Annotated in this window: 12 protein-coding genes and 1 pseudogene; 7 read left to right on the top strand and 6 right to left on the bottom strand. The window is 69.5% G+C overall.

All coding sequences use genetic code 11. The features are described 5' to 3' along the window. Positions 1-289 precede the first annotated feature (289 nt). Both AC31A1_RS32590 and AC31A1_RS32585 read left to right on the top strand, forming a co-directional pair. The gene (locus AC31A1_RS32590) at positions 290-1,681 is read left to right on the top strand and encodes an OFA family MFS transporter (protein ID WP_489656773.1); all 1,392 of its coding nucleotides are present in this window, start codon (positions 290-292) and stop codon (positions 1,679-1,681) included. 1 nt (position 1,682) lies between these two features. Then, on the top strand, positions 1,683-3,098 hold the full coding sequence (locus tag AC31A1_RS32585; protein WP_489656772.1) for an OFA family MFS transporter: 1,416 nt from the start codon (positions 1,683-1,685) through the stop codon (positions 3,096-3,098). Positions 3,099-3,434: 336 nt separating this feature from the next. Here the strand turns inward: AC31A1_RS32585 and AC31A1_RS32580 are convergent, their stop codons facing one another. Continuing rightward, positions 3,435-4,112: a GntR family transcriptional regulator gene (locus tag AC31A1_RS32580; RefSeq protein WP_489656771.1), complete on the bottom strand. Its 678-nt coding sequence runs from the start codon at positions 4,110-4,112 to the stop codon at positions 3,435-3,437. Between the two features lie 327 nt (positions 4,113-4,439). On the opposite strand from AC31A1_RS32580, the gene AC31A1_RS32575 reads away from it, so the two are divergent. Beyond that, on the top strand, positions 4,440-5,411 hold the full coding sequence (locus tag AC31A1_RS32575) for a 2-dehydropantoate 2-reductase (RefSeq protein WP_489656770.1): 972 nt from the start codon (positions 4,440-4,442) through the stop codon (positions 5,409-5,411). A 625-nt stretch (positions 5,412-6,036) separates the two neighbouring features. Here the strand turns inward: AC31A1_RS32575 and AC31A1_RS32570 are convergent. The 4 genes from AC31A1_RS32570 to AC31A1_RS32555 all read right to left on the bottom strand — a co-directional run bounded on the left by AC31A1_RS32570 (position 6,037) and on the right by AC31A1_RS32555 (position 9,260). Then, the gene (locus tag AC31A1_RS32570) at positions 6,037-6,975 is read right to left on the bottom strand and encodes a beta-ketoacyl-ACP synthase III (RefSeq protein WP_489656769.1); all 939 of its coding nucleotides are present in this window, start codon (positions 6,973-6,975) and stop codon (positions 6,037-6,039) included. A gap of 149 nt (positions 6,976-7,124) precedes the next feature. Next, entirely contained in the window at positions 7,125-7,259 is a 135-nt protein-coding gene (locus AC31A1_RS32565) for an MFS transporter small subunit (RefSeq protein ID WP_318019845.1), read from the bottom strand. Continuing rightward, entirely contained in the window at positions 7,228-8,559 is a 1,332-nt protein-coding gene (locus tag AC31A1_RS32560) for an OFA family MFS transporter (protein WP_489656768.1), read from the bottom strand. The genes AC31A1_RS32565 and AC31A1_RS32560 overlap by 32 nt, the downstream gene beginning before the upstream one ends. A gap of 179 nt (positions 8,560-8,738) precedes the next feature. Beyond that, positions 8,739-9,260, bottom strand: coding sequence for an ATP-binding protein (locus AC31A1_RS32555; protein WP_489656767.1), 522 nt, complete (start codon positions 9,258-9,260; stop codon positions 8,739-8,741). A gap of 209 nt (positions 9,261-9,469) precedes the next feature. Between AC31A1_RS32555 and AC31A1_RS32550 the strand changes: the two genes are divergently transcribed. The 3 genes and pseudogenes from AC31A1_RS32550 (at position 9,470) to fdhD (ending at position 11,447) form a co-directional block, all read left to right on the top strand. Beyond that, positions 9,470-10,441, top strand: coding sequence for a 2-dehydropantoate 2-reductase (locus AC31A1_RS32550; RefSeq protein WP_489656766.1), 972 nt, complete (start codon positions 9,470-9,472; stop codon positions 10,439-10,441). Between the two features lie 31 nt (positions 10,442-10,472). Beyond that, positions 10,473-10,591 (top strand): annotated as a pseudogene (locus AC31A1_RS32545) (2Fe-2S iron-sulfur cluster-binding protein); the annotation flags it as partial. A gap of 7 nt (positions 10,592-10,598) precedes the next feature. After that, positions 10,599-11,447 (top strand): formate dehydrogenase accessory sulfurtransferase FdhD, encoded by an 849-nt coding sequence (gene fdhD, locus AC31A1_RS32540; protein WP_489656765.1) that lies wholly within the window; start codon positions 10,599-10,601, stop codon positions 11,445-11,447. 109 nt (positions 11,448-11,556) lie between these two features. Here the strand turns inward: fdhD and AC31A1_RS32535 are convergent, their stop codons facing one another. Next, on the bottom strand, positions 11,557-12,375 hold the full coding sequence (locus tag AC31A1_RS32535; RefSeq protein WP_489656764.1) for a LysR family transcriptional regulator: 819 nt from the start codon (positions 12,373-12,375) through the stop codon (positions 11,557-11,559). 138 nt (positions 12,376-12,513) lie between these two features. Between AC31A1_RS32535 and AC31A1_RS32530 the strand changes: the two genes are divergently transcribed. Continuing rightward, a complete protein-coding gene (locus AC31A1_RS32530) occupies positions 12,514-13,233 on the top strand; it encodes an SDR family oxidoreductase (RefSeq protein ID WP_489656763.1) in 720 nt (239 codons plus the stop codon). The last annotated feature ends 63 nt before the right edge of the window (positions 13,234-13,296 follow it).

Raw genomic sequence — 13,296 nt, 5'->3', positions numbered from 1 at the left:
CCACCCACATCACCACCCCACCCCTCCTCGGCCAACACAACCAAGAGATCTACATAGGCGAACTGGGCCTCGGTGACGAGGAACTGCGCCTGCTCAGGTCGAGCGGGGTGATCTGACATGGAGCCTCGGGACCGGACCTCGGAACCGCTGGGCGGTGGCCCATGAGGTGACCGAGCGGGGGGCAGGCCGACGGTGCGCGTCGGCAGGCTCCGGGACCCGCGTGCGCACGAAAGGCATTTGGACAGGGGGCGCTGGCCAGATCTTTCGACGCAAGGAGTGCTTGAAGAAGATGACAACCGTCGACGATTCCAAGCCCGCCACCCACAGGGAGGTGACGGGTCCAGGCGGCCGTGTGTACCGGATCGGCGAAACCGACCGGGACATCATGGGCCGGCCACGATGGACCATGGTGCTCTTCCCCTGGATGGGCATGCTGGGCATCAGCTCCTCGGAGTACGCGTTCACGTCGGCCGAGGACACCCTGCACGACGCGCATCTGTGGAGCAGTGGGCACATCTTCTGGCTGATGGGCGTCTGGGTGTTCTTCCAGGCGGCCGTGGCCTTCCCCGCGGGGCGGCTGCGGGAGAGCGGAAGGCTTCCCGCGCGGTACGCGATGATGCTCGGCGCACTGGGCACGATCCTGGGTTATCTCTCACTCGCGTTCGCGCCGAACGTGATCGTCGCGTACCTCGGCTTCGGCGTGTGCAGCGGCATCGGCGCCGGCTTCGTCTACGCGACCTGCGTGAACATGGTCGGCAAGTGGTATCCGGAGCGCAAGGGCGGCAAGACCGGCATGGTCAACGGCGGTTTCGCCTACGGCTCGGTGCCCTTCGTCTTCCTGTTCACCTCGTACATGGACCTGACCAATTACCGGGGCGTCCTGGTGACGGTGGGCCTGACCTGCTGCGCCGTCGTGGCGTTCGCGGGGTGGTTCTTCAAGGACCCGCCGAAGAACTGGTGGCCTCCGCACGTCGACCCGCTGAAGGCGACCGACGACCCGAAGATCCGGCGCGCACTGGAGAAGAACCCGCCGGCGGTCAGGCAGTACACCCCGGGGGAGGCCGCACGCACGCCCGTCCTGTGGATGATGTGGTTCTGCCTGCTGTGCACGGCCGGGATCAACATCTTCGGCATCGCCTTCCAGGTGCCGTTCGGCAAGGACATGGGCTTCGCGGGCGGCATCGTGGCCACGGCGATGTCCCTGAAGGCCATCGTCAACGGCACCGGGCGCGGCGTCATCGGCTGGATATCGGACCGCTTCGGCCGCCGCCACACACTGATCATCGTGTGTCTGGTGCTGGGCACCGCCCAGTTCGGTGTGCTGGTCTCCGGCCAGATGGGCAGCATGCCGTTCTTCCTCTTCTGCTCCATGGTCTCCGGCTTCGGCGGCGGCGCGATCTTCCCGCTGTTCGCCGCCATGACGGCGGACTACTTCGGCGAGAACAACAATGCCTCCAACTACGGCATGGTCTACAGCTCGAAGCTCATCTCGGGCCTCGTCGGCTCCGGGGTCGGCTCGATCGTGGTCGGCGTGTGGGACTACGAGGGCGCGTTCGTCCTGGCCGGCTGCATCGGTCTGGGCTCCGCGGTGCTGGCGCTGTTCCTCAAGGCGCCCGGCAGGCCCAGGACCATGCGTCGCATCATCCCCAACCCGCAACCGCTCGGCGAGGAGATGGCCTGACATGACGGCAGATCCGTACACAGCAAGCAGCAAGAACAACGAGTCGCAGCACCCCGACCCCGCTCACCGCCCCTACCGTGAAGTGACCGACGCCCACGGCCGTGTCTACCGCGTCGGCGAGAGTGACCGGGACATCCTCGGGCACTCGCGCAAGTTCATGGTGTATCTGCCGTGGCTCGCCATGATGGCCATCAGCGTCTTCGAGTACGCGTACGGCTCGGCCGAGGACACCCTGTCCCACGCCCACGGCTGGACGCAGAGCAACACGTTCTGGATCCTCAGTGTCTGGGTCTTCTTCCAGGCCGGCATCGCCTTCCCGGCGGGGTGGCTGCGGGAGAAGGGCATACTCACCGCCCGCAGGGCCATGTACATCGGTTCCGGCATGTGTCTGGTCGGGTTCCTGGCGCTGTCGCACCTGAGCAACGTCTGGCTGGCGATCCTGGGATTCGGCGTCATCGGAGGCATCGGCTCCGGCTTCGTCTACGCGACCTGCATCAACATGGTCGGCAAGTGGTTCCCTGAACGCCGGGGAGCCAGGACCGGGTTCGTCAACGGCGGCTTCGCGTACGGATCGCTGCCGTTCATCTTCATCTTCAACTACGGCTTCGACACCGCGAACTACCACCGCGTCCTGGACCTCATCGGCTGCTACATCATGATCGTGGTCTTCGGGTGCGCGTTCTTCTTCAGGGACCCGCCGAAGAACTGGTGGCCCGCGGACATCGACCCGCTCACCTACGGCGGCAGCGCGAAGGGCGCCGCCGCCCTGGCCAAGAACCCACCCGCGGTAAAGCAGTACACACCCAAGGAGGCAATCAGGACCGGCATGCTTCCCCTCATGTGGGTCGCCCTCGTCATGACCGCGGGCGTGTCGATCTTCGGAATCTCCTTCCAGGTCGACTTCGCCAAGGAGGTGGGCTTCGGCCCGCTGGTGGCGGCCTCCTCCATGGGCGTCATGGCGGTCATCAACGGCATCGGCCGCGGGGTCGTGGGCTGGCTGTCCGACAAGTGGGGCCGCAAGTCCACCCTGGTGTTCGTCATCGTCGTCCTGGGGCTCGCCCAGTTCGGCGTGATCTGGGCCGGTGACATCAAGAGCGAATGGCTGTTCCTGTTCTTCGCCTTCCTCTCCGGCTTCGGCGGCGGCGCGTTCTACCCGATGTTCGCGGCGCTCACCCCGGACTACTTCGGGGAGAACTACAACGCCTCCAACTACGGGCTGGTGTACAGCGGCAAGCTGGTCAGCGGCCTGTTCGGCGGTGGCCTCGGCTCCATGGTGGTCGCCGCCTGGGGCTACAACGGGGCGTACGCGCTGGCCGGCGCCACCTCGATGGTCGCGGCGGCGATCGCCCTGCTGCTGCGGCAGCCGGGGCGGACCCTGGCCGGCACGCCGGCACCGCAGCCGCAAGCGGCCGTCTAGACAAGGGAGTTCGGACAACAGGCGGCCCTCCCCCGCGACGTTCGTCGCAGGAGGGCCGCCTGCCCGGCAGCGACGGCGGCGAGGGCGGGAGCAGCGCCGCCCGCAACCCGTGCGCCGGCTGGAGCTTCGCGTCGTAGAGCGGCGCACGCTCCGTCGCTGCACGATCACTCGCGCGCAGACTCGTCGGTAAGGCCCGCTCGTCCGCGGGAAGGGGTACGGCTCGATCCGTTGGCCGGGCCCGGTGCTGCGGCGACCGCGCGGCCGCTCCGGGACGGCACGCGCGCGTGCTGCCTCGGTCGGTGGCCGGTCCATTCGGTGACTTGTGAGTGGGCCGGGCTACTTCTCGCGCTGGTGGTACATCTTCCGCGTGTGTTCCGTGTGGGCGCGCATGACCTCCGTGGCGCGCGGCTCGTCGCGGTCGGCGATCGCTGCGATCAGCTCACGGTGCTCGATCCAGGACTGCTGCCCGCGCTGCCGGGCCACCGGTGTGTAGTACCAGCGGACGCGCCGGTCGACCTGTGCGGCCAACTCGGCGAGGACCGTGTTACCCGCGAGTTCCATGACCTTCGCATGGAGCCGGGCGTTCATCGCGACCGCGCTGTCCACGTCGTCGGCGGCGACCGCGCGCTCGCCCTCCGTGCACAGTTCCTCCAGGACGGCGATGCCGGCGCTGCTCGCGTTGGCGGCGGCGAGCCGGGCGGCCTCGGCCTCCAACAGCGTGCGTACGGTGAGGAGTTGGTCGGCCTCCTCCTCCGTCGGCTCGTGCACGAACGCCCCCTGCGCGGGCCGCAGATCGACCCAGCCCTCGGTACTGAGCCGCTGCAACGCCTCCCGCACCGGCTGCCGTGACACCCCGAGATGCCCGGCGAGTTCACTCTCGACGAGATGCTGACCGGGCTCCAGGGCACGCGTGGTGATGAGTTCGAGCAACGCCTCATAGACGCGGTCACGCAACGGACCCGGGCGTTCGAGCTTGGGCACCGAACCCCGCGGCAGTCCTGTCGTCGACAACATCGCGGTCCCTCCTGGGCAGCGTCGGAGCTGCAGCATGATTATGAATTGGTTTTCGCCTACAGTCTACGGCGCACAAAGGCCTGTAGACAGCGGAGTTGGCCTTGTCGCGCGCAGGCACACCGGCAGCTCACGGATGGGGGACGGTGCCTTCCACGGGTCACCTGGAATCGGTGGCGTCCCGTGCGGGATCGCTCGGCGGGGGTCGTGGGGCGGGGCGCCGAGTGCCGTCACAACTCTTGCTGCCGTCGACTCCATCCTGTAGACAATATTTCGTCGACACAGTTCGTCAGTTCCTCGGTATCCCTCGACCGAACGGAGCGCCACCCAGTGAAAGTCGCAGTCCTCGGCGCCGGAGCGATCGGCGCCTACGTCGGCGCCGCTCTCCACCGCGCCGGCGCCGACGTGCACCTCATCGCCCGTGGACCGCATCTCGCGGCCATGAGGCAACAGGGGGTACATGTCCTCAGTCCGCGGGGCGACTACACCGCCCGCGCGCATGCCACCGACGACCCGGCCGAGATCGGCCCGGTCGACTACGTCTTCCTCGGTCTCAAGGCCAACTCGTACGCGGCGTGCGGGCCGCTGATCGAGCCTCTGCTGCACGACACCACGGCGGTGATCGCCGCCCAGAACGGCATCCCCTGGTGGTACTTCCACCGGCACGGCGGTCTCCACGACGGCCACCGCGTCGAGAGCGTGGACCCGGGCGGCGCGGTCAGTGCGGTGCTCGCGCCCGAACGGGCTGTCGGATGCGTCGTCTACGCGGCCACCGAACTCGAAGGCCCGGGCGTCGTACGCCACTTGGAGGGCACCCGGTTCTCCGTCGGTGAGCCCGACCGCAGCATCTCGGCCCGCTGCCGGGTCTTCAGCGACGCCATGCAGGCGGGCGGGCTGAAGTGCCCGGTCGAGCCCGACCTGCGCAACGACATATGGCTCAAGCTGCTCGGGAACATCTCCTTCAACCCGATCAGCGCGCTGGCCCGCGCCACCATGCGGCAGATGTGCCTGCACGGCGGCACCCGCAAGGTCATCGAGACCATGATGACCGAGACGCTGTCCGTCGCCGAGGCGCTGGGCTGCGAGGTCGGCGTCTCCATCGAACGCCGGCTCGCGGGCGCGGAACGCGTCGGCGACCACCGCACCTCGACGCTCCAGGACCTGGAGCGCGGCAAGCCGCTCGAACTCGACGTACTCCTGGCCGCCGTGGTCGAGTTGGCGGAGATCACCGGTGTGGAGGTGCCCACCCTGCGCACCGTGCACGCCATCTCGGACCTGCTCGCCCTGCGGACCGCCGCATGAGCGACTCCGTCGCGAGACCCGCACCCGGCTGCCGCCGTTCGCGTCGGCACGAAACCGAGGCCGACCCCGGTACGAGTCACCAAACGACACGAGGCGCTCCGCGTCCGCGACGCCAACGGGCGTACGACGCCCCGCTGTTCCGGGTTGTGGGGCTTGTTCGGCTCGTGCGGCACGGCACATCTCGAAGCGGTCCGTACGACAACCCGTCGGCCCGTCAACCGCACTCCCCCGGTCCGGTTCGAACCCGAACTGCTCGTCGGCCTCCCCGACCGGTCGCGGGCGGCACGACGGGTCTTCGACCGGACCGGGACCCCCACCCCGGCGCACTCCTCACCGGAAGCGGCGAACTGCCGGACACCTTCCCGCGGGGCGCCACCATGAACGTGTACACGGGACAGGACCGCATCACCCTGCGGGCCGCGGCCATCCAGGGCTGACGTCCTCGCCCCGCGTCACGGCGGCGGGGCCCCGACCGGCGGGGAGCGCCCCCTGCGCCGAAAGGGGCCCTGCCTCAACCCCGCCAGGCGAAAGGCGGAGCCGCCCTTACGACCGGCACACAGTCCACGGCGCGCAGTAGGCAGGAGAGGCAGCGGTCCGCCTCGTCACCTGCGAACGTGTGCGCAGGTCACGGGCACCGGACGACCTGGCCGGCGTACGACAGGTTCCCGCCGAAGCCGAACAGCAGGACGGGGTCGCCGGTGCGGATGGCACCCTGTTCGACGAGTTTCGAGAACGCGAGCGGGATGCTGGCGGCCGAGGTGTTGCCCGATTGGACGACGTCGCGGGCGACGACCGCGTTGACGGCGCCGATCTTCTCGGCGAGGGGCTCGATGATGCGCAGGTTCGCCTGGTGGAGGACGACGCCGGCGAGGTCGGCAGGGGTCAGCCCCGCCTTCTCGCAGGCCTTGCGGGCGATCGGCGGGAGCTGGGTGGTGGCCCAGCGGTAGACGCTCTGGCCCTCCTGCGCGAACCGCGGGGGCGTGCCCTCGATCCGTACCGCGTGCCCCATCTCGGGCACGGAACCCCACAGCACCGGTCCGATGCCGGGCTCGTCGGCGGCCTCGACGACGGCGGCCCCCGCTCCGTCGCCGACGAGGACACAGGTCGTACGGTCGTTCCAGTCGGTGACCTCGGACATCTTGTCGGCGCCGATGACCAGGGCCCGGGTGGCCGCTCCCGCGCGGACGGCGTGGTCGGCGGTGGCCAGGGCGTGGGTGAAGCCGGCGCACACGACGTTGACGTCCATGGCCGCGGGCGACGGGATGCCGAGGCGGGCGGCGACGCGCGCGGCCATGTTCGGGGAGCGGTCGATGGCCGTGGAGGTGGCGACCAGGACCAGGTCGATGTCCCCGGGCGTCAGGCCCGCTGCGGCGAGGGCCTTGGCGGCGGCGTGCGCGGCCAGCTCGTCCACGGGTTCGTCGGGCCCGGCGATGTGTCGCGTCTGGATGCCCACCCGGGAGGTGATCCACTCGTGACTCGTGTCGACCATGCCCGCCAGGTCCTCGTTGGTGAGTACCTTGGCGGGCTGGTAGTGGCCGACGGCGGCGATCCGCGTGCCGTTCATGGGTGGTCCCCCTCGTTGCCTTGGGTAGCGGGATCCACCAGTCTTGCCAGTGACTCGCGGGTACGACGGCAGGTGATGCCACAGGAAACAGCCGTCCGGGTTGTCGGCTTCTGTCATCCATCCTGTGATTGACGGTGTCGCCCGAACATTCAGCCGGTGAACAGCTGCTTCGCCTTGAGGACGAGTTCGTACAGGCCGTACGCGAGCGGTGCGCCCACCCAGAGCCAGGCGAAGGCGATGAGCGGCCGTCGGTCAGGCGGACTCTGACTGCTGTCGTTCGACATCGGCGGCCTCCCTCGGGGCGGGGATGTGGTGGCGGACGTGGACAGGCTTGACGAGTTCGTTGGCGACGAAGCCGATGACGAGCAGCCCGATCATGATGATGAAGGACGTGTCGTAGAGGGACGCGCCGTGTTTGCCGGCGGCCTTCTGGTGGTCGGCGATCCAGTTCACGATCAGCGGTCCGAGGACACCGGCCAGGGACCAGGCGGTGAGCAGCCGGCCGTGGATCGCGCCGACCTGGTAGGTCCCGAAGAGGTCCTTCAGGTAGGCGGGCACGGTCGCGAAACCGCCGCCGTAGAAGGAGAGGATCACCAGCGCACAGAGGATGAACAGCGGTTTCGAGGAGTCGCCGAACAGTGCGATGAGCGTGTACATGACCGCTCCGACGCCGAGGTAGACGCGGTAGATGTTCTTGCGGCCGATCAGGTCGGAGGTCGAGGACCAGCCGATACGGCCCGCCATGTTGGCGGCGGAGAGCAGCGCGACGAAGCCGGCGGCGGCCGACACCGTGACGGGGGTGGAGGTGTCCGCGAAGAAGTCCGTGATCATCGGGGCGGCCTTCTCCAGGATGCCGATGCCCGCGGTCACGTTCATGCACAGGACGACCCACAGGCACCAGAACTGCGGGGTGCGTACAGCGCTGTTGGCCGAGACCTGCACGCCGGAGAGGACGCTGGGCGCGTTCTCGACGGGCTTGTCGGTGCGTGGCACCCGCACGAGGAACACGCCCAGTGTCATGAATACCGCATACGAAAGACCGAGTACGAGGAACGACTGAGCGATGCCGGTGTTGTCGGAGCCGAACGACTTGAGCATCTGGGCCGACCACGGGGAGGCGATGAGCGCGCCGCCGCCGAAGCCCATGATGGCGATGCCGGTGGCCATGCCGGGCCTGTCCGGGAACCATTTGATCAGGGTCGAGACCGGTGAGATGTAGCCGATGCCGAGGCCGATCCCGCCGACGAAGCCGTAGCCGAGGACGATCAGCCAGAACTGTTTCGTCTCCGCACCGAGCGCGGAGATCAGGAAGCCGGAGGAGAAGCAGACGAGGGCGACGGTCATCGCCCAGCGCGGCCCGTTGCGTTCCACGAGGGTGCCGCCGAACGCGGCCGACAGGCCGAGCATGACGATCGCGAGCTGGAAGGGCAGGGCGCTCTGTGTACCGCTGAGGTTCAGTGAGGATTCGAGCGGCGGCTTGAAGACGCTCCAGGCGTAGGCCTGGCCGATGGAGAGGTGTACCGAGAGGGCGGCGGGCGGAACCAGCCAGCGGCTCCACGCCGGGGGTGCGACTGGGGGACTCATGATCCCGGACGGTAGGGACTGGCAAGGGAGTTGAGAAGGCGGCGCGTCGACCGTATGCGATGAGCGGTATGCAGAGTGCGCCGAACGGTCGCCGCGGAGTTCCGACTCCCGTTCCCGCGCCGGTTCGCGCGCCTGAACTCGCTCCTCTCCCACGCCTGTTCTCGTGTTGCGGCCCGGCCTCAGCTCTGAACGGACTCCGCGATCCGCCGGGCGGCCTCGTCGGGGGTGAGGTGTGTGGTGTCGACGACCTCAGCGTCCCGGTGCAGCCAGGTGCGGGCCGCCTCGGCGTAGGGCTCCAGGTGGGCGAGACGGAAGGTGGAGGGGCCCATGGCGGTGTCCCCCTCGATGCGCCCGCGGAGGGTGTCCTGGTCGGCGTGGAGGACGAAGTGCCGTACAGGGATGGCGTGTTGGGCGAGGCCCGCACTGATCTCGCGCCAGTACCGCTCGACCAGGACCGTCATGGGCATCACCAGCGTGCCGCCGGTGTAGTCGAGCACGCGGCGGGCGGTGTCGACGACGAGCGGGCGCCATGGCGGCCAGTGCTGGAAGTTGTCCGTCGCGGGCAGTCCCGGCGTGATGTCCATGAGTGTCACGCCGACCTTCTCGGCGTCGAACACCCGTGAATCCGGGAGCAGTTGCTGCACGAGCGGACCGGTCGTCGTCTTGCCCGCGCCGTGGGTGCCGTTGAGCCATACGATCATGGACCCGACGCTAGCGCGGCCCGGGCGGCGGGCTCAGGGATACAGCGCGATCAGGGACACAGGGCACAGTCCCTGCCCGAACCCTTGCCGACCCATCTTCCATACTGTAGACAATATTTCGTCGACACTGTTCGGCCAGGGTTCCGCCCGGCGCCGTCCGGGCGGCACCCACCTCCGCGGTACTCCCTCGACCGAACGGAGAGTCTCCAGTGAGAGTCGCAGTCCTCGGCGCCGGTGCGATCGGCGCCTATGTCGGCGCCGCGCTGCACCGTGCGGGCGCCGATGTGCATCTCGTCGCCCGTGGACCGCATCTCGCGGCCATGAGGCAGCACGGCGTCCAAGTCCTCAGCCCGCGCGGCGACTTCACCGCCCGCGCCCATGCCACCGACGACCCGGCCGAGATCGGCCCGGTCGACTTCGTACTCCTCGGCCTGAAGGCCAACTCGTACGCGGCGTGCGGGCCGCTGATCGAGCCCCTGCTGCACGACACCACGGCGGTCGTGGCCGCCCAGAACGGCATCCCCTGGTGGTACTTCCACGCGCACGGCGGGCCCTACGACGGGCAGCGCATCGAGAGTGTGGACCCGGACGGCGCGGTCAGTGCGGTGCTCGCGCCCGAACGGGCCGTCGGCTGTGTGGTCTACGCGGCAACGGAGCTGGCGGGACCGGGAGTTGTGCGCCATCTCGAAGGCACCCGCTTCTCCGTCGGCGAGCCCGATCGCAGCGTCTCGGCGCGCTGTCTGGCGCTGAGCGAGGCCATGCAAGCCGGCGGGCTGAAGTGCCCGGTGGAGCCGGATCTGCGCAACGACATATGGCTCAAGCTGCTCGGCAACATCTCCTTCAACCCGATCAGCGCGCTGGCCCGCGCCACCATGCGGCAGATGTGCCTGCACGGCGGCACCCGCAAGGTCATCGAGACCATGATGACCGAGACGCTGTCCGTCGCCGAGGCGCTGGGCTGCGAGGTCGGCGTCTCCATCGAACGGCGCCTCGCGGGCGCGGAACGCGTCGGCGACCACCGCACCTCGACGCTCCAGGACCTGGAGCGCGGCAAGCCGCTCGAACTCGACGTACTCCTCGCCGCGGTGGTCGAGTTGGCGGAGATCACCGGTGTGGAGGTGCCCACCCTGCGCACCGTGCACGCCATCTCGGACCTGCTCGCGCTGAGGAGTGCCGCATGAGGAGACACGAGTGGGCCGCGAGCCCACTCCGCGCATGCAGGACAATGAGAGCGGGAAGGTCACCTCGCCGCACATGACGGCCCGGTGACCTGCGGCACCCTCCGCAGCAAGGGCCGTTTCGGCCACCAGCACGTACAGAACCGGGGCTGATCAGGACATGGGACGAGTCACGGAACGACGCAAGGTGACCCGGATCCGGGACGGCGTGGTCTCCAGCCGCCCGGACACGCTCGTCGCCGAGGAACCCCTGGAGATCAGGCTCAACGGCAAGCCGCTCGCGATCACCATGCGCACGCCCGGAGACGACTTCGCGCTCGCCGCCGGGTTCCTGGTCAGCGAAGGTGTACTCGCCAACGCATACGATCTGCAGAACATCGTGTACTGCGCGGGGGCGACCGTAGACGGTTCGAACTCGTACAACGTGGTGGACGTACGGACCGCTCCCGACGTCGTCATTCCGGACATCACGTTGGAACGCAACGTGTATACGACGTCCTCGTGCGGTCTGTGCGGCAAGGCCAGCCTGGACGCGGTCCGTACGACGGCGCGCTGGCCCATCGCCGACACTCCCCCGGTCCGTGTCGAGCCCTCGCTGCTCGCGGGCCTCCCCGACCGGCTGCGCGCGGCCCAGCGGGTCTTCGACCGGACCGGGGGTCTGCACGCCGCTGCCCTGTTCAGCGAGGAGGGTGAGCTGCTCGACGTACGGGAGGACGTGGGCCGGCACAACGCGGTCGACAAGCTGGTCGGCCGTGCCCTGCAGAACGGGGACCTGCCGCTGTCCCGGGTGATCCTGCTGGTGTCGGGCCGGGCCTCCTTCGAGCTGGCGCAGAAGGCCGTGATGGCCGGGATCCCGATGCTGGCGGCGGTGTCGGCGCCCTCGTCGCTCGCCGTGGACCTGGCGGCGGAGACGGGTCTGACCCTGGTGGGCTTCCTGCGGGGCGGCAACATGAACGTGTACGCGGGCGAGGACCGCATCGCCCTGCGGGCCGCGGCCGCCCAGGGCTGAGATCCGCGCCCCGCGTCACGGCGGCGGGGCCCCGACCGGCGGGGAGCGCCCCCTGCGCCGCAGGGGCCCCGCCTCAGCCTCACTCACGGCCCCCGCGAGAACCGCGCCCTCAGCCCGGCGCGACCTGCGCGGTCTCCACGAACGCCGTGATCAAGGGTGACCGGCGGGCCGCCTCCCAGGCCAGGATCACCTCGTCGGGTTCGGCGTCGGTCACGGGGACGTAGGTGATGTCGGGGCGGGAGTACTGCTCGGCGACGGAGACGGGCACGAGGGTGATGCCCGCGCCGGAGGCGACGGCCTCGAACTTCTCCTCGATGCTGCGGATCGGTACATCGTCCGGGCCTGGGTTGGCGTACCGCAGCCAGGTCTCGCCGTCGAGGTCGGCCCGCACGAGGTCCTGCTTGCCGGCGAGGCGGTGGTCGGCGGGCAGCATCGCCACCCGGGCCTCGGTGAACAGCGGCAGGAGCGTGAGGCCCTGCTCGCGGATCGGGCGGCGCAGATAGGCGAGGTCGACGGTGCCGTCGAGGATCAGCTGCTCCTGGTCGTCCCATTCGACCCGGCGGGCCTTGACCTCGATGCCGGGGTGGGCGGCGCCGTAGGCCCGCAGCGTGTGGGTGATCACGATGCCCGCGCGGAAGCCGACGACGAGCCGGTGCGGCCCCCGCGCGGACCGATGCACCCTGCGGCGCGTCGCGTTCGCCGAGGCGAGCAACGCACGCCCGTCGTCCAGGAGTTGGCGCCCGGCCGACGTCAACGTCACCCCGTGGCTGTCACGTTCGAAGAGCGTGGAGTCCAAGTCCTTTTCCAGGGCCCGGATCTGACGGCTCAGCACGGGCTGTGCGATGTGCAGCTGCTCGGCCGCGCGCCCGAAGTGCAGCAGCTCGGCCACCGCCACGAAGTAGCGGACCTTGCGCAGGTCGAGGTCCATGGGTGCCGCCCTTCCGTGCGCCGTCGGCGATGCCTTCAGGGTATCGCCACCGTCGAAAGAGGTCTTGGACGGCGGGGCGACAACGGCCGCAGGCTGAATGGCGTCACAGCAACGCGCACAACCCGAAAGGGGCAGGACATGGGACTGCGAGGACAGCGGATCGTCGTCATCGGCGGTACGGCGGGAATCGGGTTCGCGGTCGCGGAGGCGGCCGCACGGGAGGGCGCCCGGGTGGTCGTCGCCTCACGCCGGCAGGAGAGTGTGGACGCGGCGCTGAAACGGCTCCCGGAGGACGCCGAGGGGCGGGTCCTCGACGCGAGCGACGAGGAGGCGGTACGGGCCTTCTTCGCCGGGCTCGGCGGCTACGACCATCTGGTCTACACGGCCGGTGAGGCGCTGCTGATGGAGAGCCTCGCCGAGTCCGACCTCGGCCGGGCCCGCGCCTTTCTGGACACCCGGCTGTGGGGCGCCTACACGGCGGTGAAGTACGGCGCCCCGTCGATCCGGGAGGGCGGTTCCGTGGTCCTGACCACGGGCACCGCCGGACGCAGGCCGGTGCCGGGCACGACCGTCGCCGCCGCGCTGTGCGGGGCGATGGAGTCGCTGACCCGGGCAGTGGCCCTGGAACTGGCCCCGCTGCGGGTCAATGTGGTCGCGCCCGGTGTGGTCCGCACCGAGCTGTGGCGGGAGTTGGCCGACGAGCTCCGGGACGGGCTGTTCGAGTCCGCCGCCGGGTCGTTGCCGGTGGGCCGGGTGGGCGAGCCGGAGGACATCGCCGAGGCGTATCTGTATCTGATGCGCGGCGGCTATACGACCGGCTCCACGGTGGTCGTGGACGGCGGCACGGTCCTCGTCTGACCGCTCCGCCCCCGCGTCAACCACCGGGTCGGCCAGCCGACTTGAAGCCCGCTTCAGCCGCCC

The sequence above is a fragment of the Streptomyces sp. P5F9 genome (genome assembly GCF_057961495.1).
Note: the sequence above shows the minus strand (reverse complement) of the source record. Positions and strands in the feature narration are given on the sequence as shown.

Bases quoted from the DNA above. Each gene is read 5' to 3' on its own strand.
- AC31A1_RS32535 (WP_489656764.1), bottom strand. From the start codon at position 12,375: ATGGACCTCGACCTGCGCAAGGTCCGCTACTTCGTGGCGGTGGCCGAG.
- AC31A1_RS32555 (WP_489656767.1), bottom strand. From the start codon at position 9,260: ATGATCGTATGGCTCAACGGCACCCACGGCGCGGGCAAGACGACGACC.
- AC31A1_RS32580 (WP_489656771.1), bottom strand. From the start codon at position 4,112: ATGTTGTCGACGACAGGACTGCCGCGGGGTTCGGTGCCCAAGCTCGAA.
- AC31A1_RS32530 (WP_489656763.1), top strand. From the start codon at position 12,514: ATGGGACTGCGAGGACAGCGGATCGTCGTCATCGGCGGTACGGCGGGA.
- AC31A1_RS32565 (WP_318019845.1), bottom strand. From the start codon at position 7,259: ATGTCGAACGACAGCAGTCAGAGTCCGCCTGACCGACGGCCGCTCATC.
- AC31A1_RS32585 (WP_489656772.1), top strand. From the start codon at position 1,683: ATGACGGCAGATCCGTACACAGCAAGCAGCAAGAACAACGAGTCGCAG.
- fdhD (WP_489656765.1), top strand. From the start codon at position 10,599: ATGGGACGAGTCACGGAACGACGCAAGGTGACCCGGATCCGGGACGGC.
- AC31A1_RS32560 (WP_489656768.1), bottom strand. From the start codon at position 8,559: ATGAGTCCCCCAGTCGCACCCCCGGCGTGGAGCCGCTGGCTGGTTCCG.
- AC31A1_RS32570 (WP_489656769.1), bottom strand. From the start codon at position 6,975: ATGAACGGCACGCGGATCGCCGCCGTCGGCCACTACCAGCCCGCCAAG.
- AC31A1_RS32590 (WP_489656773.1), top strand. From the start codon at position 290: ATGACAACCGTCGACGATTCCAAGCCCGCCACCCACAGGGAGGTGACG.